We start from the raw sequence: 24,066 nt of genomic DNA on the forward strand, positions 1-24,066 counted from the left end.
CATGATTCTGGTTCATTTCTTGCTACAGGGAATCCGTATGCCGCCCGATCACAACCTGCATCGACAATTGCTGGAAACCCTGACCACCGCCGTGCTGGTAGCGGACGGCCAGTTGCGCCTGGTCTACATGAACCCGGCGGCGGAAATGCTGATGGAGATGAGCCTGAACCGGATCCATGGCCTGCCGATTCAGGGCCTGTTCCGGGAGGACGAAACCTTCATCGCCAGCCTGCGGCAATCCCTCGACACCGGGCATCCGTTCACGGAGCGGGAGCGGCTGCTGGCCCTTCATTTCGCCCGGGAGGTGACGGTGGACCTGACCGCCTCCCCCATTTCCGAACCGGGACACGCCAGACAACTGCTGGTGGAACTGATCCAGGTTGACCGGCAACTGCGCATCACCCGGGAAGAGCAGTTGCTCAATCAGCAGTCCGCCACCCGGGCCCTGGTCCGCGGCCTCGCCCACGAGATCAAGAATCCCCTCGGGGGGCTGCGCGGCGCGGCCCAGCTCCTGGAACGGGAACTGCCGGACCCGGATCTGCGGGAGTACACCCGGATCATCATCGGCGAAGCGGACCGCCTGCAGAACCTGGTCAACCGGATGCTGGGGCCCAACAGCCTGCCCCACTGCCGCCCCCTGAACATCCACCGGGTCCTGGAGCATGTCCGCAGCCTGGTCAGCGTGGAGGCGCCGGAAGAGATTCGCATCCGCACCGATTACGACCCCAGCATCCCCGACGTCAACGCCGATCAGGACATGCTGATCCAGTCGGTACTCAACATCGTGCGCAACGCGGTTCAGGCCCTCGGCGACAGCGGGGAAATCCGCCTGCGGACCCGGGTACGACGCCAGTACACCATCGGCCAGATCCGCCACAAGCTGGTGGCCCTGATCCAGGTGATCGACGACGGGCCGGGCATCGGTGACGACATCCGCGAGCGCATTTTCTTTCCCATGGTCTCGGGTCGCGCCGGCGGCACGGGGCTGGGGCTCTCCATCGCCCAGTCCCTGATCAATCAGATGGGCGGCCTGATCGAGTGTACTTCCCGTCCGGGGCAGACGGTGTTCTCGCTGCTGATCCCCGTGGAGCTTATGGATGACTAGACGTGAACATATCTGGGTCATTGATGACGACCGATCCATCCGCTGGGTGCTGGAGCGGGCCATGAACAAGGCCGGTATCGAGGTCACCTCCTTCACCTGCGCCGCCGAGGCCCTGGAATGCTTCGAGCATGACGTGCCGGATGCCCTGGTGACGGACATCCGCATGCCGGGCATGGACGGCCTGGAACTGCTCAGCCGGCTGCAACGGGAACACCCCGAGCTGCCGGTGATCATCATGACCGCCCACTCGGACCTGGAAAGCGCGGTCTCCGCGTACCAGGGGGGCGCCTTCGAATACCTGCCCAAGCCCTTCGACGTGGACGACGCGGTCTCGCTGGTGAAGCGGGCCTGCCAGGCCCGGCGGGAGCGGGGCCGGGAGGAACCCTCCGGCAACAGCAAGACCCCGGAGATCATCGGCGAGGCACCGGCCATGCAGGAGGTGTTCCGCGCCATCGGCCGGCTGTCGCGCTCCAACATCACCGTCCTCATCAACGGCGAATCCGGCACCGGCAAGGAACTGGTGGCCCATGCCCTGCACCGCCACAGCCCCCGGGCGCACATGCCCTTCATTGCCCTGAATACCGCCGCCATCCCCAAGGATCTGCTGGAATCGGAACTGTTCGGTCACGAGAAGGGCGCCTTCACCGGCGCCCAGAGCGCCCGACGCGGACGCTTCGAGCAGGCGGACGGCGGCACCCTGTTCCTGGACGAGATCGGCGACATGCCGGCGGAACTGCAGACCCGGTTGCTGCGGGTATTGGCGGACGGCGAGTTCTACCGGGTCGGCGGGCACATGCCGGTGAAGGTGGATGTGCGCATCATCGCCGCCACTCACCAGAACCTGGAAAGCCGGGTCCAGGAGGGCCTGTTCCGGGAAGACCTGTTCCATCGGCTGAACGTGATCCGCATTCACGTCCCGGCCCTGCGGGAACGGCGCCAGGACATCCCCCTGCTACTGAATCACTTTCTGGGCACCGCGGCGGCCGAGCTGAACGTGGAACGCAAGGTGCCGCTGCCCGAGGTGCTGGACTACCTGACCGCCCTGGACTGGCCCGGCAACGTGCGCCAGCTGGAAAACCTGTGCCGCTGGCTCACGGTGATGGCCTCGGGACGGGAAATCCACGTCAACGACCTGCCGCCGGAACTGCACGAGCGCTCCGGCAACACCCACGGCGGCGGCTGGGAAGAGGAACTGGCCCAATGGGCGGAACAGGAGCTGGCCCGGGGCAATGCCTCCCTGCTGGACCGGGCCACGCCTGCCTTCGAACGCATCATGATCCGGGCAGCCCTGAAAAAGACCGGCGGACGGCGACAGGATGCCGCCAAACTGCTGGGCTGGGGGCGCAACACCCTCACCCGCAAGATCAATGAACTGAACATGGACGAGGGCGAGGACCTGGGGGCCTGAAGCCCCTCAGTTCAGCTGCAGGGCCCCGGTCAGCTCCGACACATGGCCCAATCCATGGCGTTTCAGGTAATCCTGAATGCCCTGGTTGATCTTCTGGCACAGCAGCGGATCGTAGAACAGCCCCGTTCCCACCCCGACCGCGGTGGCACCCGCCAGCAGGAACTCGATGGCATCCGTGGCACTGGCCACCCCGCCCTGACCGATGATGGGCACCCCGTGGGGCCTGGCCACCTGATAGACCTGATGCACCCGCAGCAGGGCCACCGGCTTGATGGCCGGGCCGGACAGGCCGCCCTGATTGTTGCCGATCACGGTACGGCGACGCTCGGCATCGATGGCCATGCCCATCAGGGTGTTGATGGCGGAGAAGGCATCGGTACCGGCCTCGATGCAGCGGCGGGCGTTGGCGGCGATGTCCGTCTGGTTGGGGGACAGCTTGGTGATCAGCGGCTTGCCGGTGGCCTTGCGGCAGGCCTCCACCACCCGGGCGGACATATCCGGATCATTGCCGAAGGCCACCCCGCCTTCCTTCACGTTGGGGCAGGAGATGTTGATCTCGATGGCATCCACCGGGGAATCGTCAAAACGGCGGGTGACCTCGATGTATTCCTCGATGGTGGAACCGGAGACATTGGCGATGAAGCGGGTCTCGTCATAGTCCAGACCGGGCAGGATCTCGTCCACCACGAAGTCCACCCCGGGATTCTGCAGGCCGATGGCGTTGAGCATGCCGCCAGGGGTCTCGTAAACCCGATGAGGGGCGTTGCCCGGACGGGCCTGACCCGTGGTGCCCTTGAGGCAGATGGCGCCCACATGGCGATTGGAGAAACCCGCCACACGGGTATACTCCTCGCCGAACCCCACGCAGCCCGAGAGCAGCACCAGGGGGGAGGCCATGGAAAGCCCGCAGAAATCGATCGCAAGGGCCTGTTTAGGGGAAGTGTCGACTGGCATGTTTCACATCGTCCTGTATCAACCGGAGATACCGCCCAACACGGGCAACGTCATGCGCCTGGCGGCCAATAGCGGCTGCCGGCTGCACCTGATCCACCCGCTGGGGTTCACGCTGGATGACGCGCGCCTGCGGCGCGCAGGGCTGGATTATCGGGATCTGGCTCCGGTGACGGAGTATGACAGCCTGAGGGCCTTCTCGGAAGCCGTACAGCCACGACGGGTGTTCGCCCTGTCCACCCGAGGCAGCCGGATTTACGGCGAGGTGGCGTTCCAACCGGGGGATGCCTTCCTGTTCGGCCCCGAAACCCGGGGCCTGCCGGATGCGGTGCTGGAGCACCTGCCCGGGGAGCAACGCCTGCGCATCCCCATGGTGCCGGGAAGCCGCAGCCTCAACCTGTCCAACTCGGTGGCCGTGGTGGTGATGGAGGCCTGGCGGCAGCTGGGCTACCCTGGTGCCGCCGTGGACTGAACGGCTTAGAACTCCGGCTTGGGATCCCGGCTCAGCAGCGCTTCCACCGCCGCCGTCGGCGCCAGCCCCTCATAGAGGACACGGTACACCTGCCGGCAGATGGGCATATCCACGTTCAGGGCCGCCGCCTTGGCCACCGCCACCCGGGCCGTGCGTATTCCCTCCACCGCCTGACCGATGGCGGCCACCGCCTCGTCCATCCCCTGCCCCTGGCCCAGGGCCAGGCCGAGGCGACGGTTGCGGGACTGATTGTCGGTACAGGTGAGCACCAGATCACCCAGGCCCGACAGACCCATCAGGGTCTCGTTGCGGGCACCGGCGGCGGCCCCCAGACGCATCAGCTCCGCCAGCCCCCGGGTGATCAGCGCCGCGCGGGCATTGGCGCCGAAACCCAGGCCATCGGACACCCCGGCGGCAATGGCCAGCACGTTCTTGAAGGCGCCGCCAAGCTGCACCCCCACCACGTCGTCGCTGGTGTACACCCGCAGGGTGCCGCCCGCCAGCCAGGCACGGGCATCCTCGGCAAAGATCGGGTCCGGCGATGCCAGGGTCAGCGCGGTGGGCAGACCCCGTCCCAGCTCGGAAGCAAAGGAAGGACCGGAAGCCACCCCCCAGTGCACGTCGCCGGGCAATGCCTCCAGCACCAGTTCATGGAGCCAGCGGGTGGTTTCCAGGTCCAGGCCCTTGGTGGCCCACACCAGCCCGCGCCCCGAAAGCTGCGGAGCGATACGGTGCAGGATGTCCTGAAAGCCGCTGCTGGGCACGGCCAGCAGCACCCGGTCGGCCGTGGACACCAGGGCATCGAGATCATCCACGGGGGTGAGGGTTGCGGGAAACGGGGCATCCGGCAGATAGCGGACATTGCGACCGGCGGCCCGCATCTCCGCCATCCGGCCGCCGTCACGGCCCCACAGACCGACCTTCAGCCCCTTGCGGGCAAGATGAATGGCCAGCGCCGTCCCCCAGGAACCGGCGCCCAGCACCGCCACATGACGCACGTCGCGCATGGAGGCGGAAGCTCAGTTCAAGGGAGTCGGCGCGGCGCCGGCATCACCACCCTGGGCCGCCTGCTGCTCGTTTCGCAGTTTCTGCGCATAGAGGGCATCGAAATTGACCGGGGCCAGCAGCATTTGCGGGAAGCCACCGCGGGTGACCAGATCGGAGATCGCTTCGCGGGCGAAGGGGAACAGCAGGTTGGGGCAGTAAGCCGCCAGCAACGGCCCCATCTGATCCTGGGGGATGCCCCGCAGCACGAAGGCACCGGCCTGCTTCACTTCCACCAGATAAGCCGACTTATCCTGGGACTTGGTGGTCACGGTCACCGTCAGCTCCACCTCGAAGAGTCCGTTCTCGTCCAGGGGGCGGGCCTGGGAATTCAGCTGCACCTGGGTCTCCGGCTTCCACTCGCGGGTGAAGACGGCGGGGGAGTTGGGGGACTCGAAGGAGATGTCCTTCACGTAGATCTTCTGCAGCCCGAACTCCTGCTGCGGCTGTCCCTGGGCGGCGCCGTCGGCGCTGGGTTTCGGTGCCTGATTTTCCGTCATGATGACTCCGGTGACTGGTTGGGTACGATTGGGTCAGGCGGACAATGATAGGGGGGCGGTGCGAGGGCTGCAAATGACGGGACAGCGACAGGGCAACCGCTAAAGCCCGCGCCCCTCCTCCAGCCCCAGCAGGGCGTCCAGTTCACCCTCCCGATCCAGCGCCACCAGATCCGTATACCCTCCCAGATGCCGATCGCCGGCAAACACCTGGGGCACCGTCTCCCGTCCCGAGCGCCGCTCCATCACCTCGCGCTGAACCGGATCCTTGTCCACCCGGATCTCCTCGAAGCTGACACCCTTGCCCTTGAGCAACCGCCGGGCCAGCATGCAGAAGGCGCACGATCCGGTGCCGTAAATCACTACCGCAATACCCGGGGAAGAGGACGAGGCCGCCACGGGAATCGCCTTATTTCTTGCTCAGGGGCAGACTGGCGGACTCCCAAGCCAGGATGCCGCCCTGGAGATTGACCACGTTTTCGAAACCGCTCTTGACCAGGGTGTTGCAGGCCTGGCCGGAACGGGCACCGGTCTGGCAGTAGACAATGATGGTCTTGTCCTTGAACTTGCCGATCTCGCTGACACGATCCTTGAACTTGGTCAGGGGAATGTGACGGGCACCGCTGATCTTGCCGGTCTTGCGGGCCTCGGCCTCCTCACGGACATCCACCACCACGGTCTGATCCTGGTTCATGATCCGGACCACGTCAGCCGGCCCGAGCACCTTGTACTTTCTCGTCAGGCGGGCATATTCGGTATAACCGATGGCACCAATGACGGCCGCCAGCAGACCGAACAGGAGGGGGTGATTGGCAATAAACTCCAGGTATTGGTCCATGGATCGCTCAAGACTCGTGAATCATTGGGAAGGGCGCATTCTGAAGCCATGCGCCCCCGCGGGCAAGTCGGTCGGACCCGCCCGGGCACCGGAAGCCCTAAAGGGAGCGGCAGAACACGTCCTGCATCATGCCGATCAGGCGCAGGGTTCTGGCATCACTGACCCGGTAGTAGACCCGATTGGCATCCTTGCGGGAAGCCAGGATGCCCTTGTCGCGCAGGATGGCCAGGTGCTGGGATATATTGCTCTGGGAAGTCCCCACATGATCGACGATTTCCTGCACGCTCACCTCCCTGTCGCCCAGGACACAGAGGATCTTCAGGCGCAGGGGATGGGCCATGGCCTTGAGGGAGCGGGAGGCACGCTCGATGTCTTCTTCCTTGTTCAGGAGATCAGGAATCATGTCGGATACTGTGTTCATGGGGGCTTGGGGCTCGATGGAGCGCCACCTTGGCATGGGTTCGGGGCCGATATATTAGTATTGGATGATTCGATTATGATCTTTATCAAAAATATTTCAACGACTTTGCGTACCCGCCACCCATGATACCCCGGTCGCGTCTTCTTGTGATGGCCCTGCTCATTCCCCTGTTGGGCCTCCCCGCCCCACTCCCGGCCGGCACGGAACGGGAAGAGGCCGTGCGGCGCCTGGAGCAGGTGCAACGGCAGATCCAGCAGGTCCGGGGACGTATCGAGGCGGCCCGGGGCGAACAGGGTCGACTGGAGGCGCAGCTACGGGAAACGGAACGCGCCATGGGCCGGACCGCCCGGGATCTGGCCACCAGCGAAGCGGCCCTCAAGACCACGGAGACCCGTCTACGGGAGCTGGAGCGCCGGCAACGGGACGAGATGGCCAGACTGGAGACCCATCGCACCGCCCTGGCCACCCAGCTTCGCAGCGCCTACCAGACCGGCCGGCAGGACCATCTGAAACTGCTGCTCAACCAGGAAGACCCGGCCCGGGTCGGCCGCATGCTGATCTATTACGAGCACTACAACCGGGCCAGACACGCCCGCATCGAAGCCGCCACCCAGGCCCTGGCGGCGCTGAACGAGACCCGCCACCAGCTGGACCTGACCCGCCTGCAGCAGACCGAACAACGCCGCACCCTGCTGGCCCACCAGGAGCAGCTGGAACGGCAACGCCGGGAGCGGGGCCAGGTACTGGAAAAACTGCGCCGGGAAATCGCCCAGGCGGGCACGTCACTCTCCCGCCTGCAGACGGACCAGGAGAGCCTTGAAGAGCTTCTCAAGACCCTGGACCGGGTCCTGAGCGACATCCCCGACGACGCCCTGCCGAACCAGGCCTTTGCCGACCGCCGGGGCACACTGCCGTTTCCCGTCCAGGGCGAGATCATCCACCGTTTCGGCAGCACCCGGGACAGCGGCACCGGACGCCGCTGGCAGGGCCTGGTCATCGGTGCCCGCGAGGGCGAACCGGTCAAGGCCATTCACCACGGCCGGGTCGCCTTCGCCGACTGGATGCGAGGTTTCGGCATGCTGCTGATCGTCGACCACGGCGGTGGTTACATGACCCTCTACGGCCATAACCAGGCGCTCTACAAGTCCCCGGGGGACTGGGTGCAGGCCGGCGACCTGATTGCCCGGGTGGGCGACAGCGGCGGCAGTGAACGGACGGGCCTGTATTTCGAGATTCGTCACAAAGGCAACCCGGTGAACCCCTCCCAATGGTGCGACTCTAAGCTCCCAGTGGTAGGCTCTCGCTAACAAGCGCACCATAGGGGCCATCCGGACACCTGATCCGCATCGATCAAGCCCTCAATCTCCCGCCAAAGTCGGAGAGCATCATTTGGAGTTCAAGGCTATGAGTACCCAAACCCGCGTCGGCGCCGGCCTGTTGATGGGCCTGATCCTGGGCGTTGCACTGAGCATCTCCTTCGGCGTCATGGCGGATCGCCAGCAGCACGAGGCTGACGCCCTGCCGCTGGAAGACCTGCGCGCCTTCACCGATGTCTACATGCGCATCAAGCGCAACTACGTGGAAGAAGTCGAGGACTCCAAGCTGCTGGAGAATGCCATTCGCGGCATGCTCTCCGGACTGGACCCCCACTCGTCCTATCTCACCCCCAGCGAGTTCTCGGAACTCCAGATCGGCACCAGCGGCGAGTTCGGCGGCCTGGGCCTGGAGGTGGGCATGGAAGACGGCTTCGTCAAGGTCATCTCTCCCATCGACGACACCCCCGCCAGCCGGGCCGGTATCCAGGCCGGCGACCTGATCATCCGCCTGGATGACAACCCGGTGAAGGGCATGACCCTGAACGAGGCCGTCAACAAGATGCGCGGCCCCCGCGGCAGCAAGATCACCCTCACGGTGGTCCGCGAAGGGGTGGATCGTCCCTTCGAAGTCACCCTGACCCGGGACACCATTCGCGTGCGCAGCGTGCGCAGCGAGATGCTGGAGCCGGGCTTCGGCTATCTGCGCATCACCACCTTCCAGTCCAAGACCGCTCAGAATCTGGTGGAAGAGGTCCGTAAACTGCAGCGGGAAAGCGGCGGACTCAGGGGTCTGGTGCTGGATCTTCGCAACAACCCCGGCGGCGTGCTCAACGGGGCCGTGGGCGTGTCCGACGCCTTCCTCACCGAGGGCCTGATCGTCTATACCGAAGGCCGGGTCAGCGATGCCCAGTTCCGCTATACCGCCTCGCCGGGCGACGTGCTCAAGGGCGCCCCCCTGGTGGTGCTGGTGAACCAGGGCTCCGCCTCCGCCTCGGAGATCGTCGCCGGCGCCCTGCAGGACCACCAGCGCGGCATCATCATGGGCACCCCCACCTTCGGCAAGGGCTCGGTGCAGACCATCCTGCCCCTGAATCAGGGCAAGGCCCTCAAGCTGACCACCGCCCGTTACTACACGCCCTCGGGCCGCTCCATCCAGGCGGAAGGCATCGAGCCGGACATCAAGCTCGAACCGGTCACCGTGGCCCGGGCGGAAACCCCGGATGTTCGCCCCATCACCGAGGCCCAGCTCAACCGTCACCTTCAGGGCCGCGAGGGTGCCACCGAGACCAGTACAACGGACGGCGATGACAAGGAACCGCTGGCCCAGCGGGACTTCCAGCTCTACGAGGCCCTGAACCTGCTCAAGGGCCTGGATATCCTCCAGGCTCGCCGGTAAGGCCAGACCCCGTGCGAACCCCGGGCCTGAGCGCCCTGGCACTGTGCCTGTGTCTGTTCACCGGTCCCCTGTGGGCCGGTGAACGCCTGCCCTTCATTGCCATCATCATCGATGACCTGGGCAATGACCTGCGGGAGGCTCGCCGCACCACCAGCCTTCCGGGCGCCGTCACCTGCGCCGTGCTGCCCCATCTCCGCTTCTCCGCGGCATCGGCCGATCTGGCTCACCAGCGGGGCAAGGAAGTGATGCTGCACCTGCCCATGGAGGCGGACAGCGGCAACGATCCCGGCCCCGGTGCGATCTTCCATCACCTGGATGAGGAGGAAACCCGTCTGCGCGTTCGCCGCGCCCTGGATTCGGTGCCCCATGTCCGAGGCGCGAACAATCACATGGGCAGCCGCCTCTCCCGGGAATATCATCACCTGGCCTGGGTGATGTCGGAACTGCGGGCCCACGACCCCGCTCTGTACTATGTGGACAGTCGCACCCATGTGGAGACCCTGGGGCGCCATGTGGCCGAGTGGGCACGCCTGAACGCCACCCAGCGGGATGTCTTCCTGGACTCCCGCCCCCATGACGCGGAATTCGTCCGCATGCAGATGGAACACCTGATCCGGCTGGCACGGACCCAGGGACATGCCCTGGCCATCGGCCACCCTTACCCGGCCACCCTGCAGGTGCTGGAAGACATGCTCCCCACCCTGGCATCCCGGGGCATACGTCTGTTATCGGTGAGTGAATATCTCAAGCAGAAGGAGGAAGTTCGCCAATGGCACGCATCCTTATCCCCCTCGCCAACGGCTGCGAGGAACTTGAAGCCGTCACCCTGATCGACCTGCTGCGCCGGGCCGACTTCGAAGTGGTCACCGCCGGCCTGGAACCCGGCCCCGTCACCGGCGCGCACGGCATCGTACTGATGCCGGACACGGAACTGGAACAGGCCCGGCACGAGTCATATGACCTGATGGTGCTGCCCGGCGGCCTGCCCGGCTCGGACCATCTCAACGATGATCCCCGCATCCACGCGCTGCTGCGCAAGCTCCATGATGAGGGACGCTATGTCGGAGCCATCTGCGCCGCGCCCAAGGTGCTGGCCAAGGCCGGGCTGCTGGCGGATCGCCGGGCGACCGCCTACCCCACCGTCCTGGAAGGCATGGAGCTTACCGATACCCGACTCACCGGGCAGCCGGTGGAGGTGGACGGCAACGTGGCCACTTCCCGGGGTCCGGGTACCGCCATGGAGTTTGCCCTCGCCCTGATCGAACTGCTGGCCGGTGCCGACAAGCGCAAGCAGGTGGAAGACCCCCTCTGCCGTTGCTGAGGCCATGCGGGGCCGCCCCTGGCATTGCCGGGGTGGTCACCGTTCGCCTTTCTTGCACCGCGACATGGCAAGGGGTAGTGTGTGGACAAGGATCATTCCCCCGGTGAACGCCATGCCCCGCCCTTTTCTTGCCTTCATCCTGCTAACCCTCCCCGCGCTGACCCTGGCGCAGGCGCCGGAACCACCCCCGGACCACAGACACCTGGTGGAAATGCCCACGCTGCAAAGGGAACTGCTCCGGGAGGAAATGCAGGAACACCTGATCGCCTATCAGCGAATCCTTGAACTACTGGCTCGGGGAGAGCTGGCACAGGCGGGGGAAATGGCGGAGAACACCATGGGCATCAGCACCATGGGCAAGCATGCCGCCGCCACACGGGGCCTGGGAGGACCGGGACGATTCATGCCCGACGCCATGCGGCAGATGGGGTTTGCCATGCATGAATCCGCCACCGAATTCGCCAAGGTGGCTGAACAGGGAGATCTGCAGGAGGCCTTGAAGGCCCTGCACGAACTCACGGCCACCTGCGTGGCCTGTCACATGTCCTTCCGGACACGTTGAAAGTTGGGGGATGAACGGGTATCCCACCGTCACTCCCGCGAAAGCGGGAGTCCAGGGAGGCGTTGCCAGACTGGATTCCCGCCTGCGCGGGAATGACGGCGGCACCACAAGGCAACGCAAGACTTACTTGATGACCTTGCGAGCCACGGACAGATACTCCTCGCCCTTGGCCTTCACCAGGCCGAAGTCGTTCTCCTCGGAAGCCACGTGCAGCTCTTCCAGGGTCTCGGCCAGCTCTTCCAGCTCTTCACTGATCTTTTCCAGCGCCACTTCCAGGGTATAGGTCAGCTCGTGGATCTCGGCCACCTTCTCAAAGGTCAGCTCGCCGGCCAGCACGGCCTCCAGCTTGGCGTTGTATTCACTGAAATTCTTGACCGCCTGCTCCAGGGTTTCCGAAGGCGTCCCCTTGAAGTGCTCGACGCGATCGGCCATGACACTGCCGGAAGCCAGGCCCAGGCCGGCGGCCAGGGCGACGGTGAGGAGGGTCTTTTTCATGATCTGCTCCAAAAACTCATCGGTTGAAATGGCTGAAACGGACGCAGGCAGACGCCTGCCGCCGACTTAGAACTCTGCCGCCAGTTGCACCACGAAGGCATTGGCGGAGTCACCGGTACCGCCATGGCGCTCGCGGTAATCCCGGTCATGGCTGTACTCGAAGGACAGGGACAGCTGGTCCATCAAGGCGACGGACACACCGGCCAGATAGCGGTAGCGCGGCAGTTCCAGCGCATCCTCCTCAATGAATGCCTCGCTGCTGCCCTGGGCGGCGGCCGCCAGGGTCACCGGACGCTGCAGGCCGTCCAGCTCCCAGGCCAGCTCCACACCCCAGACGCTGGGACGGGCGCCCTTGCCGTTGAATTCAAGCTGTCCGGCGTCAAAACGCTTTTCCGCCACCACGTACTCGGCGGCCAGGGTGAAGGGGCCATGGACGGCGGTGACATAGGCGTTGTAGCCGCCCACCCGTTTGCCTTCGACCACCGCTTCCACTTCCTGCAGGGTGTCGGAATCCCCGAGGGTGCTGGTGTAGGCCACACCCAGATCCATTTCCACGGGGCCGGCATCGAACAGCATGCCCAGGTTCAGACCCACGCCGTTCAGATTGTCACGGGTATCGCCGCTGAACACCCAGGCGGCCCCGTAGAACTGATCGCTCTCCCAGCCCAGCAGGGCGGCGGTCTCGCGGGTTTCCGCCAGTTCCAGGGCCAGCGGGTCGGACACCAGGGCGGTCTCGAAGCGGCCAAACGGCACGTATTGGCGCCCGACCTCCAGGTAAGCGCCCGGCATGGCCGGCAGCCCCAGGGAGATCACGGCCTCGTCCACCTCCACCTCGGAGTCTTCGCCGTCATCTTCGTAGAGCAGCAGGACGCGGGCGGACAGGAGTTCGTTGAAGCGGGCCTCCAGACCCAGTTCCACGGTCGCTAGATTCAGATCGCTTCCGGAACCGCCCTCGTAATCCTCGGCCCAGTTCGCCTCGATCTCCAGCAGACCGGACCAGGTCAATTCGGGCATCTGTGCCTGAGCACTCGTCACGGTCACGGCCAGGGCACCCCCCAGTGCCAGCGCCACACCGCGGGCCAGCTTGTTTTGCCCGCCCCGCATGATGATTTCACTCTTCATGAAATTCCCCCATTTCAAGATAACGTCGTCACAATGCACGCCGAAGTCGTCATTCCCGCAAAAGCGGGGATGACGGCGATGTGCCTTCGCCAATTCGAAAACATGACCGCAATGGCAGTGGCCGGGACGCAGTGTAGCAATAAAAAATGCAAACTTGAACGATAATCTATCTTATTAACATCATATTGCCGGACATTATTTGTTTATAGCGAGACAGACGAAAACCGTACTTAAAGACTTCCTGCTACACTGCCCTCCCCGACCTGACCATGACGCCCATGAGAGAATTCCTGCTGATCGGCATCGGTGCCGGCGACCCGGACTATCTGACCCTGCAGGCCATCAAGGCCATCAACCGGGTGGATGTCTTCTTTGTCCTGGACAAACGGGCTGAAACGGCGGAGTTGACCCGCTTCCGCCGGCAGATCTGCGAGCAGTTCGCCACCGACCGCCCATGGCGTTTCGTCACCCTGCAGGATCCGGTGCGGGATCAGCGCCGGGGGAGATACGCCTCGGTGGTGGAAGCGTGGCACGATGCCAGGGCAGTCCTGCTGGAGCAGGCCATCCGGAACGAACTGGAGGAAGGTCAGTGCGGCGCCCTGCTGCTATGGGGTGATCCTGCCCTCTATGACAGCGCCATGCGGCTCATGGAGATCATTCAGGCTCGGGGCAATCTGGCGCTGGACTACCGGGTCATCCCCGGCATCACCAGCGTGCAAGCCCTGGCGGCGGGCCACCGCGTCCCCCTCAATCGCATCGGTGAGCCGGTGCACGTCACCACGGGTCGGCAACTCGCCAAGGGCTTCCCCGAAGACCTGGACGCAGTCCTGGTGATGCTCGACGGGGATCTGAGCTATCGCAAAGTGATGGAGGAGGACATGGAGATCTTCTGGGGGGCCTATCTGGGAACCGAGGACGAGATCCTGATCTCGGGTCCGGCGAAAACCGTCACACCGCGGATCGAACAGGCACGCCAGGCAGGCCGGGCCGCCAAGGGCTGGATCATGGATACCTACCTGCTACGTCGCCCCCGGCGATCGGATTAGGGCCGCATTTTCAACCCGAGGCCACCACTACCCGGTTACGTCCCGTGTGCTTGGCTTGGTAAAGGGCCTTGTCCGCCCGGGTGAACAGGGTTTCCACCGTATCGCTTTCCGATGCCGGTGCCACGCCCGCGGAAATGGTGAAGCCTTCCACTACCGTATCATCCTGCCGGTTCACCAGCCTGAGGCGTTCCACCACCTCCCGCGCCTGCTCAGCAAGGCCAACGGCCTCCTGCACGGAATACCCCGACAGCAGGGCGACGAATTCCTCGCCGCCAAAACGCACCAGCACCGCGTCGGCGGGAAGAACGCGACGCAGGGAAGCAGCCACCTTACGAATCACCACGTCACCGACCGCATGTCCATAACGATCATTGATGGATTTGAAATGGTCGATATCCATGACCAGCATGGTATTGCAGAGCTCATCCGCAGCCATGAGGACACGGGCCATCTCCGTCTCCATGCCCCGACGATTGAACAATCCCGTGAGGGGATCGGTGATGGAGGCCTTGCGATGCTTTTCCAGCTCATGGCGCAGATGCCGAGCCTCCAGCTCCGCCTCTTCAAGATTTTTCTGCAAGGCCCGGTTATCGGAACTGGCCGTGACCACCGCCGCCGCCAGACGTTGGGCGATGGCCTTCAGGCCTTCGGGATTCTCTACCTGATCCAGGGCCTGAAGATTGTCCGTCAGGCTTTCATGAAAACCCGCCGTACTGCGCTCGGCGTTTCGAAGCAGGCTGATGACCCCCCCCAGCAATGCTTCCAGTTCATCTCCCATGCCACTGAAGCGGGACAGACTCTCACCGGCCACGTAGCGCTCGAACAGATCATGCAGGACAAAGGAGTCCAGCTTCCTGCCCGCATTGAGCTGCTCACTGACCGCCTGTACCAGTTCTTCGTTGGCGGCCTGAAGATAATCGTGAAAGATCCAGTAATGGATGGGGGAAGGCCCCAGGCCATGCCCTTCAAGCAACCTGAGAATGCGATATCCGAAATCAGTCTGCAGATCCGGGCGGGAATCACCGGGTGTTTTTCCTGAAGTCATGGAGGGGATCGATTCCTCTGCCCGTCGGGATACGGCATAAAGACAGCGGTCTGCTAAAGTAGCGCCTCTGGTCTTGCAGAACAAGAGCAGGGGCAGGATATCCCGAACCCCGTGTCAACATGGGTCTTTTTTGATGGAAAAAGTGTTTGTGGGCGTGGGCTGCACCCCGGGCCTCCACCCCGATGTCATGATGACCGCGGTACTCCGGGCGCTGCGCAAGGTGGGCCTTGCACCGGATGCGGTCGGCGGCCTGGCCACCATCGCGCAACGCCGGGACGAACCGGCCATCGTCCTCACGGCGCGCCACCATGGCTGGGACATTCAGGCATTTTCCGCCGAAGCCCTGTCCCGGGTGCCCGTCCCCAATCCTTCCGAGCGTGTCAGGCAGGTGATGGGCACACCGGCCGTGGCCGAGGCGGCTGCCCTGCTCGCGGCCGGGACACGGGATCCGAAGCACCTGCTGCTGGAAAAACTGGTTCACCGCGACGGCGAGCGCAGGGCCGCCACGGTTTCCATCGCCCGCCGACAATCACATGCGAAAGCGCAGCACCAACCCCTGTAACTGATCCGCCAGGGTGGAGAGATCTTCCGCGGCCCGGGAAGTCTCATCCATGCAACACCGGGTCTGTTCGGAAACCGCGTGGATCTGCTGCATGCCACCATTGATGGCCCGGGCCGTGGCACTCTGCTCCTCGGCGGCACTGGCGATCTGCCGGATCACGTCACTGATATGGGTCACGGAGGCGGTAATCCGGTCCAGGGAATCCCCTGCGCGGATCGCCTCATCCACGCTCCGCACCGCCTGGTCACGGCTGACCACCATCACTTGGGCGGCATTCCTGGCACTGTTCTGTAGCCGATGGATCATGCTCTGAATGTCGGCCGTGGATTTCTCGGTGCGCCCCGCCAGCGTCCTGACCTCGGCGGCCACGACGGCAAACCCCCGCCCCTGCTCCCCGGCCCGGGCCGCCTCAATGGCCGCATTCAGGGCCAGCAGGTTGGTTTGTTCCGCCACGTCCCGGATCACCTCCAGCACGGTGCCGATGCGCTCGGCATCCTCCCGCAGGGACTCCATGGCCAGGGCCGAATCGCTGACGTTTTCCGCCAGGGATTCGATGTTGGCCATGCTGCGCCCCACCTCCGTCTTGCCGGCCTGAACCTGTTCCAGGGCGTCCTGGGCCAGGTGGGCGGCCGACTGGGTATTCCTGGCCACCTCGTCCACGGTTGCCACCATCTGGTTCATGGCCACCACCGCGCCATCCACCTGTTCAGTCTGTTGCCTCAACCCTTCGTCGGTGTCCACATTCACCCGGGAAAGGCGCGAGGCGGCGGAACTCAGCCGCTGGGAAACGTCGACGATCTCACCCACCATCTCCCGGAGCCGAACCTGCATGGCGCCGATGCCGGCCGCCAGGCTGGACGAGCCACCCGTCCGCCCCCTGACCGGTACGCTCAGATCTCCCCCGGCCACCCGCCGTACCGCCCCGGCCACGTCGACAGGCTCGCCGCCGATGATGGCATTGATGGTACGCACCACCAGCAGGGTCAACGCCATGGACACGGCTATCATCAGGCCGGCGATGACGGCCAGGCGGACCAGCATGGCGTGCATGTCCGCAAAGACGGGACCCGCCTCCCGCTCCAGGATCAGCCCCCAGCCCAGCAACGGTATGTGGGTGTAACTGCCGATCACCTCCGTTCCCACCCCATTGGGGTAGCGCCCCACGCCGCTCCTGCCTTCCCGGATGGCCCGGGCCGCCTCGGTGTCCAGGGGTACATCGGCATCCTGAATGGAACGCGCCGGGGTTACCGGTCGGCCATCGGCGCCGTCCACGAGAAAGATATCCCCATCCGTGTCCGAGGATAACGCCCGCACCCGCTCAAACACGCTCTGCAACCGCACCGCGCCGCGCACCACCCCCACCACCTGCCCATCCCGGCGGATGGGGACCGCCACGGGGCTGACGTGATAACCGGTGAAACGGGAATGCACCGGCATGCCGATCACCTCCGTCCCGGCCAACACCTGGATGAACCAGGGACGGTTGTCCAGACGGAAGCCGGCCACCTGGTCCGCCGGCAATGCCCGGGCCTGACCGTCGTGGGATACGCCGGCAATGCCATGCCCCCTGGGATCCACCACCATGATGGTGTCGTAGTAGCCGTTGGCCGCCATGGCCAGCAGCAACGGGGTGAGGCCGACCGGATCCATGTCCACGGCCTCGTCCAGACTTGCCAGATAACGCATCTCGTCCTGACGCACCTGGAGCCAGTCCATGAAGGACTGGGTGTTCATGGACGCCGTGGACTGGAGTTGTTGCAGTGTCCCCTGGATATAGGCCTCCCGGTACTGCATGAAGACCATCCCGGTCACCACCAGGATGCTGGTCAGGACCAGTGTTCCCATCAGCATGGTCAGCCCTCCGGCAAGACCGGTCCGTTCCAGCAAGACTCTCATCCATACACTCCCTTGGCATTGGGTGTTATGCCATTCCAGATCACTAAATGAGAATAATACTGGATATTGGTTTTAAGGCGATGACTGACCGCGCGATATATTCTCCACCCATCGTCCTTGCCGGACCGGTCATCCGAATCCGCCGGACCAGGATTCTTGCCCACCCCCGACAGATGTGCGAGCATCGTTCCATGCTGCGCTCGCGTGCCATCATCCTGCTGGTGATCGCATCCCTTCTGGCGATGCCGATGCACCATGTGCTGGCGGCCTCGCCCGCCACCGTGGGCAAGGCCTGGATGCACCAGGGTCATCATCAGAATCACGCCCCCCCTGTCGGCACGGGCCATTGCGGTGAAACCGGGGACGAGCAGGCCGAAACCAGCCAGGATCAGTGTGCCTTCTGTGCCGCCTGCGCCCTGGCAATGGCCCAGGAACCACCCGTGGAACAGCGGGCCTGCCCGCCCGCCCCGGGCGGCATCATTCATGCCCCGCACTCCCGGATTCCCCAGCTGGAACACCGACCTCCCAAACCCCACCTCGCCTGACCCCCGGGCGGCCACGGGCCGCCGGATACCGGTCGTCCCTCCAGCCTTCGTCACAGGCCGCCGGCCCATGCGGGCGCCGCCCCGTGCCTGAAGGCCACCGGGTCGACCCGATGCAACGGGGTCGCTCACGACCCCATGGCGAGGACATCGATTCATGCCATCCCAGAGTCCCGGCAGTCTGCCCGGCCTGCTGCTGCTTCTGTTGCCGGGGGCGCTCCCGGCAGCCCCTCCACTTTTGCCCCTGGGCCCGGCAGAGGCCGAAACCCTGGCCCTGGACCAGGACCCCCTGACCGCCCGTTATCGGGAGCAGGCGACGGCGCGGGAGGAGTCCGCCATCAGCGCCGGTGCCCTGCCGGATCCCATGCTGATCATCGAATGGATGGATCTGCCCGCGGAGCGCCCGCGGCTGGAAGGCGATGACATGACCCAATTCCGGCTGGGCCTGCGCCAGACCTTCCCCCGGGGAGACAGCCGGGCGCTACGCAGTGAACAGGAACGGCTGCGCGCCATGGTCTTCCACGCCCGGGCGGAGGCGGCCATGCGGGAAACCCGCGCCCAAGTCCGCCAGGCCTATGTGGAACTGCATTACCAGCGCCGGCTCCTGAGTCTGCTGGAGGCCAGCAGGGATCAGCTGCGCGAGCTGCTGGAAGTCACCGAACGGGAGTTTGCCGCCGGACGGGGGACACACCAGACACTCCTGGAGACCGAACTGGCACTGGAAAATCTGGCAGACCGCCTTGACGCTGGCCTGGCCGAGGCAGCCGGGGCACAGGCCCGCCTGGCACGATGGATCGGCACGGAGGCCGCTCGCCGCCCCCTCCCGGGCGACCTCCCCGAACTGCCGACTCCGAACCTGGCCGACGACATCGATCAACACCCCCTGCTGCGCGCCCAGGACCTGATGGTCAGCGAGCAGCAGCGGGGGGTGACCCTGGCCAGACAGGGGTACCGACCGGAATGGTCCGTGGAACTCACCTACGGCACACCGACCCGCTCAGACAGGAACGACGCGGATCGGCTCTCGGCCATGGTGATGCTCGATCTGCCCCTGTTCACCCGCAATCGCCAGGACCGGGATGTGGCCGCCAGCCTGCGGGAGGCGGCGGCTGCCGGGCACGACCGGGAAGCCCAACGCCGTGAACTGCGGCAGTCACTCACCCGCGATCATGCCGCCTGGCAGCAACTGCTTGAACGGGAACAACGCCACCGGCAACGCCTGCTGCCCCTGGCCGAGGAGGCCGTTCGCGCCGCCGGGGAAGCCTACGCCGCCGGTACCGGGGACCTGCCCGGCCTGGTGCGCGCCCGCATCAACCACCTGGAGTTGCAGATCACCGCCGCCGCCGTCACCCGGGATCGCCAAATCGCCCAGGCCCGTCTGCTGTCCCTGCTGGGGGAGGACCCGTCATGAAAATCACCCCGCTGCTACTGAGCCTGTCCCTGGGCATCGCCCTGGGTGCCGGCGCCATTCTCTGGCACCACGGAGGAACCGCCTCCCGGGCCGAAAACGGTGACGGCCGGACCGTGCTCTACTACCGTCACCCCCACAACCCCGCCATTCGCTCCGACGAGCCCCGCAAGGACGAGATGGGCATGGACTTCATCCCCATCTATGCCGGAGACACGGACCCGGCGGATGAGGACGGCGTGCGCATCAGCCCCCGGGTGATGCAGAACATGGGGGTGCGCACCGCCGCCGCGAAACGGGGCGAACTGACCCCGGAGATCCGCACCGTCGGCTTCGTGACCGAGGATGAAGCCGGTCTCGCCCACATCCACCTGCGCACCGAGGGCTGGATCGAGGACCTGCGGGTGCGTACCACCGGCGAGGCGGTGCAAGCCGGTCAGGTGCTGTTCCGGATCTATTCCCCCCTGCTGGTGAACGCCCAGGAAGAACTGCTGCAGATCCTGCGCCGGGGCGGCCCGGCGGAACCGGCCCGGGAACGGCTGCGGGCCCTGGGGCTGAGCCGGGACACCATCCGCGAGGTGGAGTCCCGGGGACAGGCATTGACACGGGTGCCGGTCACGGCCCCACGGGACGGCATCGTCACCGCCCTGAATGTCGCCGAAGGGATGTTCGTCACCCCGAGCACCGAGGTGATGCGGATCAGCGACCTGTCCCGGGTCTGGGTCATGTTGGACCTGTTCGAGCCGCAGGCCGCGGCCGTCTCCCCGGGAAGCCATGTCACCCTGAGACTGCCCACCCATCCGGACAGGGTCCTGGAAGGCCGCCTGGACTACCTCTACCCCACCCTGGCCCAGCCCACCCGCACGGTGCGCGCTCGCCTGGGACTGGATAATCCGGACGGCATCCTCAGGCCCGGCGCCTGGGTGGAGGCCCGTCTCGCGGCCACCTCCACCGGCGAGGTGGTCCATGTCCCGGTGGAGGCGGTGATCCGCACCGGCCACGAGGATCGCGTCGTCCTCGCCCTGGAAGAAGGCCGTTTTCAGGTCAGGCAAGTGGCGTTGGGGCAACGTGCCGGGGGCCGGCTGGAGATCCTGGCGGGCATCGCAGCGGGGGACAAGGTGGTGGTCTCGGGCCAGTTCCTCATCGACTCGGAGGCCGCCATGAGCGTGGCCCTGGCCCGTCTGGAGACACCCGATGCCGGCAGTGACGCCCACGACGACGGCGTTCCCGCCGAAGGCCGCATCAACCGGGTGGACGGGGAGGCTCGGCGGGTGAACCTGTACCACGAACCCATTCCCGCCCTGGGCTGGCCCGCCATGACCATGGACTTCGAGGTGGCGGACGGGGTCAGTCTGGAAGGGCTGTCCCCCGGCGATGCCGTGCACATCCGCATTCGGGAACGGGAGGAATACGTCTATGAACTGACCCACATCGCCCCCCGCCGGGGAGATGCGCCATGATCGATCGCATCATCCAGGCCTCCCTGGACAACCGCCTGCTGGTCCTGCTGCTGACGGCGATCTTCATCACCTGGGGCCTGTTCTCCCTGCGGGACATGCCCCTGGACGCCATCCCGGATTTATCGGACGTGCAGGTGATCGTCCATACCGGCTATCCGGGCCAGGCCCCCCAGATCGTCGAGGACCAGGTGACCTACCCCTTGTCCACCGCCATGCTGGCGGTGCCCGGCGCCCGGGACGTACGGGGCTTTTCCATGTTCGGGGATTCCTACGTCTACGTGATCTTCGAGGACGGCACCGATCCCTATTGGGCCCGGTCCCGGGTGCTGGAATACCTGAGCCAGGTCGCACCGGACCTGCCGGACGGGGCCCGTCCGGCCCTGGGGCCGGACGCCACCGGTGTGGGCTGGGTCTACCAGTACGCCCTGGTGGATCGAAGCGGCACCCATGACCTGGCGGACCTGCGCAGCCTGCAGGACTGGTTCCTCAAATACGAGCTGCAGTCGGTGCCCGGCGTGGCCGAGGTGGCCACCCTGGGGGGCATGGTCAAGCAGTACCAGGTGGTGCTGGACCCGAACCGGGCCCGGGCCTTCGACCTCACCCTGGAACAGGTCCGCGGCGCCATCCAGGCGGGTAATCGGGAGGGGGGCGGCTCGGTGCTGCAGATGGCCGAGGCCGAATACATGGTACGCACTCGGGGCTATCTCACCGGCGTTGAGGATCTGGCCAGCATCCCCGTGGGTCGAACCGCCGACGGCACCCCGCTGCTGCTGGAGGACGTGGCCGAGATCCGCCTGGGTCCCGAGGCCCGGCGCGGTCTGGCGGACCTGGACGGGGAAGGCGAGGTGGTGGGCGCCCTGGTGGTGATGCGCCATGGGGAAAACGCCCTGGCCACCATCGAGCGGGTGAAGCAGCGCCTGGACGAACTGCGTCCCAGCCTGCCGGCGGGGGTGGAGATCGTCGAAACCTATGACCGCTCCACCCTCATCCGGGCATCAGTGCACAACCTGTCCACCAAGCTGTGGCAGGAATTCCTGATCATCGCCGCCGTCTCCCTGGTGTTCCTGCTGCACCTGCGTTCGGCCCTGGTGGCCATCGTCAGCCTGCCCATCGGCATCCTGGCGGCCCTGATGATCATGCAACAGCAGGGCATCAACGCCAACATCATGTCCCTGGGGGGCATCGCCGTGACCATCGGTGCCATGGTGGATGCCGCCATCGTCATGGTGGAGAATCTGCACAAGCGCCTGGAACGGGTCCGCCCAGACGAGGACCGCTGGGCGGTGGTGGCCGAGGCGGCCAAGGAGACCGGCCGCCCCCTGTTCTTCGCCCTGCTCATCATCACCGTGAGCTTCCTGCCCCTGTTCGTGCTGGAAGGACAGGAAGGCCGCATGTTCAAGCCGTTGGCCTTCACCGGCACCTATGCCATGGCGATCGCCGCCGGGCTGGGCATCACCCTGGTGCCCGTGCTGATGGGCTACCTGGTACGGGGACGCATCCGGCCCGAGGCCCGGCATCCCCTGAGCCGACTGCTGATCGCCCTCTACCGTCCCCTGCTGCGGGTACTGCTGCGCCATCCCTGGACCACCGTGGCGGCGGCCCTGCTGCTGGCCCTCACCCTGCTGTGGCCCGGCACCCGACTGGGCAGCGAGTTCATGCCCGAGCTGGACGAGGGCGACCTGATGTACATGCCGTCCCTGAACCCCGGGGTCTCCCTGGACAAGGTGCGGGAGTTCCTGCAGCAGACCGACCGTCTGATCGCCTCGGTGCCCGAGGTGGAGCAGGTATTCGGCAAGGCGGGCCGGGCGGATACCGCCACCGACCCGGCCCCCATCGGCATGCTGGAGACAGTGATCCGCTTCAAGCCCCGGGATCAGTGGCGGGAAGGCATGACCAAGGCGGACATCATCCGGGAACTGGACGCGGCGGTGCAGTTTCCCGGCGTGGCCAACGTCTGGGTGCCTCCCATCAAGACTCGCATCGACATGCTCTCCACCGGCATCCGTTCCCCGGTGGGGGTGAAGATCTCCGGCCCGGACCTGGCCGGGATCGAGCGCCTCGGCCGGGAGATCGAGGCGGTGCTGACCCAGGTGCCCGGCACCGCCTCGGCCTTCGCCGACCGGGCCGCCACCGGCCGCTACGTGGAAGTGGAGATCCATCGACAACGGGCGGCACGCCATGGAGTGAGCGTGGCCGAGTTGCAGTCCCTGGTGCAAACAGCGGTGGGCGGCATGAACATCACCGAGACCGTGGAAGGCCGGGAACGCTATCCGGTGAACCTGCGTTATCCCCAGGACTGGCGGGACAGCCCCGAGGCCCTGGAGGCGCTGCCCGTGGTCACCGCCGGCGGCGCCCATGTCCCCCTGGGCAGTCTGGCCACCATCCGCATCGTGGACGGCCCGGCCATGATCCGCACCGAAAACGCCCGTCTCAACGGCTGGGTGGTGGTGGACATCCGTGACCGGGACCTGGGTTCCTACGTGGCCGAGGCCCGGCGGCTGGTGGCCGAACAGGTGACGCTGCCCCCCGGCTACGCCATCGCCTGGTCCGGCCAGTACGAGCACATGGAACGGGCCCGGGAGCGTCTGGGTTACCTGATCCCGGTGACCCTGGTGCTGATCTTCCTGCTCCTGTACCTGTGCTTTCGCAGCGGCCCGGAGGCGCTGATGCTGATGGGCGCCCTGCCCTTCGCCGCGGTGGGGGGAATCTGGCTGGTGTACTGGCTGGGCCACGACCTGTCGGTGGCGGTGGCGGCGGGCTTCATCCTGCTGATGGGGCTGGCGGCGGAGTTTGCGGTGGTGATGCTCATGTACATCCGCAATGCCGTGGCCCGGCAACGGCCCACCGACCGGCAGGCACTGGAAGAAGCCATCATCGCCGGGGCGGTGATGCGGGTGCGCCCCAAGGCCATGACCTCGCTGACGGTGGTATTGGGGCTCTCCCCCCTGCTCCTGGACAGCGGCCCCGGCTCCGAAGCCATGCAGCGCATCGCCGCGCCGGTGATCGGCGGCATGATCACCGCCCCCCTGGTCTCCCTGCTGCTGATCCCGGTGCTGTACTGGCTGTGGCAACGCGGGCCTCTGCCCGACAACCCCGCCCCAGCAAGGGGGCGGACCCATGACGTCAATCCGTGAACCATCCCATGCAACCAAGAAGGAG

The 24,066-nt window shown here is 65.7% G+C and carries 24 protein-coding genes; 14 read left to right on the forward strand and 10 right to left on the reverse strand.

The window, feature by feature from the left end; genetic code table 11:
• The first annotated feature begins 37 nt into the window (after positions 1-37).
• Positions 38-1,105, forward strand: coding sequence for a nitrogen regulation protein NR(II) (gene glnL, locus LQD11_RS04700; RefSeq protein ID WP_238616472.1), 1,068 nt, complete (start codon positions 38-40; stop codon positions 1,103-1,105).
• On the forward strand, positions 1,098-2,513 hold the full coding sequence (gene ntrC, locus LQD11_RS04705; protein WP_238616473.1) for a nitrogen regulation protein NR(I): 1,416 nt from the start codon (positions 1,098-1,100) through the stop codon (positions 2,511-2,513). The genes glnL and ntrC overlap by 8 nt, the downstream gene beginning before the upstream one ends.
• A gap of 6 nt (positions 2,514-2,519) precedes the next feature.
• Here ntrC and LQD11_RS04710 read toward each other — a convergent pair whose 3' ends face one another.
• Complete coding sequence (locus LQD11_RS04710; protein ID WP_238616474.1) at positions 2,520-3,467, reverse strand: dihydroorotate dehydrogenase; 948 nt, start codon at positions 3,465-3,467, stop codon at positions 2,520-2,522.
• On the opposite strand from LQD11_RS04710, the gene LQD11_RS04715 reads away from it, so the two are divergent.
• Positions 3,466-3,936: a tRNA (cytidine(34)-2'-O)-methyltransferase gene (locus LQD11_RS04715; RefSeq protein ID WP_238616475.1), complete on the forward strand. Its 471-nt coding sequence runs from the start codon at positions 3,466-3,468 to the stop codon at positions 3,934-3,936. The two genes, LQD11_RS04710 and LQD11_RS04715, sit on opposite strands and share 2 nt — an antisense overlap.
• A 5-nt stretch (positions 3,937-3,941) precedes the next feature.
• Here the strand turns inward: LQD11_RS04715 and LQD11_RS04720 are convergent, their stop codons facing one another.
• The 5 genes from LQD11_RS04720 to LQD11_RS04740 form a co-directional block, all read right to left on the reverse strand.
• Positions 3,942-4,943: an NAD(P)H-dependent glycerol-3-phosphate dehydrogenase gene (locus LQD11_RS04720; RefSeq protein WP_238616476.1), complete on the reverse strand. Its 1,002-nt coding sequence runs from the start codon at positions 4,941-4,943 to the stop codon at positions 3,942-3,944.
• A gap of 12 nt (positions 4,944-4,955) precedes the next feature.
• Positions 4,956-5,480, reverse strand: coding sequence for a protein-export chaperone SecB (secB, locus tag LQD11_RS04725; protein WP_008930872.1), 525 nt, complete (start codon positions 5,478-5,480; stop codon positions 4,956-4,958).
• A gap of 99 nt (positions 5,481-5,579) precedes the next feature.
• Positions 5,580-5,876 (reverse strand): glutaredoxin 3, encoded by a 297-nt coding sequence (grxC, locus tag LQD11_RS04730; protein ID WP_238616477.1) that lies wholly within the window; start codon positions 5,874-5,876, stop codon positions 5,580-5,582.
• Between the two features lie 10 nt (positions 5,877-5,886).
• Entirely contained in the window at positions 5,887-6,315 is a 429-nt protein-coding gene (locus tag LQD11_RS04735) for a rhodanese-like domain-containing protein (protein WP_008930870.1), read from the reverse strand.
• 97 nt (positions 6,316-6,412) lie between these two features.
• Positions 6,413-6,718, reverse strand: coding sequence for an ArsR/SmtB family transcription factor (locus LQD11_RS04740; RefSeq protein ID WP_238616478.1), 306 nt, complete (start codon positions 6,716-6,718; stop codon positions 6,413-6,415).
• Positions 6,719-6,885: 167 nt separating this feature from the next.
• Here LQD11_RS04740 and LQD11_RS04745 point away from each other — a divergent pair, with 167 nt between their 5' ends.
• From LQD11_RS04745 to LQD11_RS04765, 5 genes are all read left to right on the forward strand, one after another.
• On the forward strand, positions 6,886-8,043 hold the full coding sequence (locus LQD11_RS04745) for a murein hydrolase activator EnvC family protein (protein WP_238616479.1): 1,158 nt from the start codon (positions 6,886-6,888) through the stop codon (positions 8,041-8,043).
• A 97-nt stretch (positions 8,044-8,140) separates the two neighbouring features.
• Positions 8,141-9,448, forward strand: coding sequence for a S41 family peptidase (locus LQD11_RS04750; protein WP_238616480.1), 1,308 nt, complete (start codon positions 8,141-8,143; stop codon positions 9,446-9,448).
• A gap of 11 nt (positions 9,449-9,459) precedes the next feature.
• Positions 9,460-10,278: a divergent polysaccharide deacetylase family protein gene (locus tag LQD11_RS04755; RefSeq protein ID WP_238616481.1), complete on the forward strand. Its 819-nt coding sequence runs from the start codon at positions 9,460-9,462 to the stop codon at positions 10,276-10,278.
• Complete coding sequence (locus tag LQD11_RS04760) at positions 10,218-10,769, forward strand: DJ-1 family glyoxalase III (protein WP_238616482.1); 552 nt, start codon at positions 10,218-10,220, stop codon at positions 10,767-10,769. Before LQD11_RS04755 ends, LQD11_RS04760 begins: the two co-directional genes overlap by 61 nt.
• A gap of 112 nt (positions 10,770-10,881) precedes the next feature.
• Entirely contained in the window at positions 10,882-11,331 is a 450-nt protein-coding gene (locus tag LQD11_RS04765; RefSeq protein WP_238616483.1) for a cytochrome c, read from the forward strand.
• A 123-nt stretch (positions 11,332-11,454) separates the two neighbouring features.
• On the opposite strand, the gene LQD11_RS04770 is transcribed toward LQD11_RS04765, so the two are convergent.
• Positions 11,455-11,826: a DUF6746 family protein gene (locus LQD11_RS04770; RefSeq protein ID WP_238616484.1), complete on the reverse strand. Its 372-nt coding sequence runs from the start codon at positions 11,824-11,826 to the stop codon at positions 11,455-11,457.
• Between the two features lie 66 nt (positions 11,827-11,892).
• Entirely contained in the window at positions 11,893-12,948 is a 1,056-nt protein-coding gene (locus LQD11_RS04775) for an LbtU family siderophore porin (RefSeq protein ID WP_238616485.1), read from the reverse strand.
• A gap of 269 nt (positions 12,949-13,217) precedes the next feature.
• Here LQD11_RS04775 and cobF point away from each other — a divergent pair, with 269 nt between their 5' ends.
• On the forward strand, positions 13,218-13,994 hold the full coding sequence (cobF, locus tag LQD11_RS04780) for a precorrin-6A synthase (deacetylating) (protein ID WP_238616486.1): 777 nt from the start codon (positions 13,218-13,220) through the stop codon (positions 13,992-13,994).
• Between the two features lie 10 nt (positions 13,995-14,004).
• On the opposite strand, the gene LQD11_RS04785 is transcribed toward cobF, so the two are convergent.
• Complete coding sequence (locus tag LQD11_RS04785) at positions 14,005-15,039, reverse strand: GGDEF domain-containing protein (RefSeq protein ID WP_238616487.1); 1,035 nt, start codon at positions 15,037-15,039, stop codon at positions 14,005-14,007.
• A gap of 133 nt (positions 15,040-15,172) precedes the next feature.
• On the opposite strand from LQD11_RS04785, the gene LQD11_RS04790 reads away from it, so the two are divergent.
• Positions 15,173-15,601 carry a cobalamin biosynthesis protein gene (locus LQD11_RS04790; protein ID WP_238616488.1) on the forward strand — a complete coding sequence of 143 codons (429 nt, stop codon included), beginning with the start codon at positions 15,173-15,175 and terminating at the stop codon, positions 15,599-15,601.
• Here LQD11_RS04790 and LQD11_RS04795 read toward each other — a convergent pair.
• Positions 15,569-17,497, reverse strand: coding sequence for a methyl-accepting chemotaxis protein (locus LQD11_RS04795; RefSeq protein ID WP_238616489.1), 1,929 nt, complete (start codon positions 17,495-17,497; stop codon positions 15,569-15,571). The two genes, LQD11_RS04790 and LQD11_RS04795, sit on opposite strands and share 33 nt — an antisense overlap.
• Before the next feature lie 191 nt (positions 17,498-17,688).
• On the opposite strand from LQD11_RS04795, the gene LQD11_RS04800 reads away from it, so the two are divergent.
• From LQD11_RS04800 to LQD11_RS04815, 4 genes are all read left to right on the forward strand, one after another.
• On the forward strand, positions 17,689-18,042 hold the full coding sequence (locus LQD11_RS04800; RefSeq protein ID WP_238616490.1) for a hypothetical protein: 354 nt from the start codon (positions 17,689-17,691) through the stop codon (positions 18,040-18,042).
• Between the two features lie 154 nt (positions 18,043-18,196).
• Entirely contained in the window at positions 18,197-19,450 is a 1,254-nt protein-coding gene (locus LQD11_RS04805) for a TolC family protein (protein ID WP_238616491.1), read from the forward strand.
• A complete protein-coding gene (locus LQD11_RS04810) occupies positions 19,447-20,907 on the forward strand; it encodes an efflux RND transporter periplasmic adaptor subunit (RefSeq protein WP_238616492.1) in 1,461 nt (486 codons plus the stop codon). Before LQD11_RS04805 ends, LQD11_RS04810 begins: the two co-directional genes overlap by 4 nt.
• Positions 20,904-24,041, forward strand: a complete 3,138-nt coding sequence (locus tag LQD11_RS04815; protein WP_238616493.1) for an efflux RND transporter permease subunit — start codon at positions 20,904-20,906, stop codon at positions 24,039-24,041. The genes LQD11_RS04810 and LQD11_RS04815 overlap by 4 nt, the downstream gene beginning before the upstream one ends.
• The last annotated feature ends 25 nt before the right edge of the window (positions 24,042-24,066 follow it).

The sequence above is a fragment of the Ectothiorhodospira shaposhnikovii genome (assembly GCF_022227765.1).
Lineage (GTDB): Bacteria > Pseudomonadota > Gammaproteobacteria > Ectothiorhodospirales > Ectothiorhodospiraceae > Ectothiorhodospira.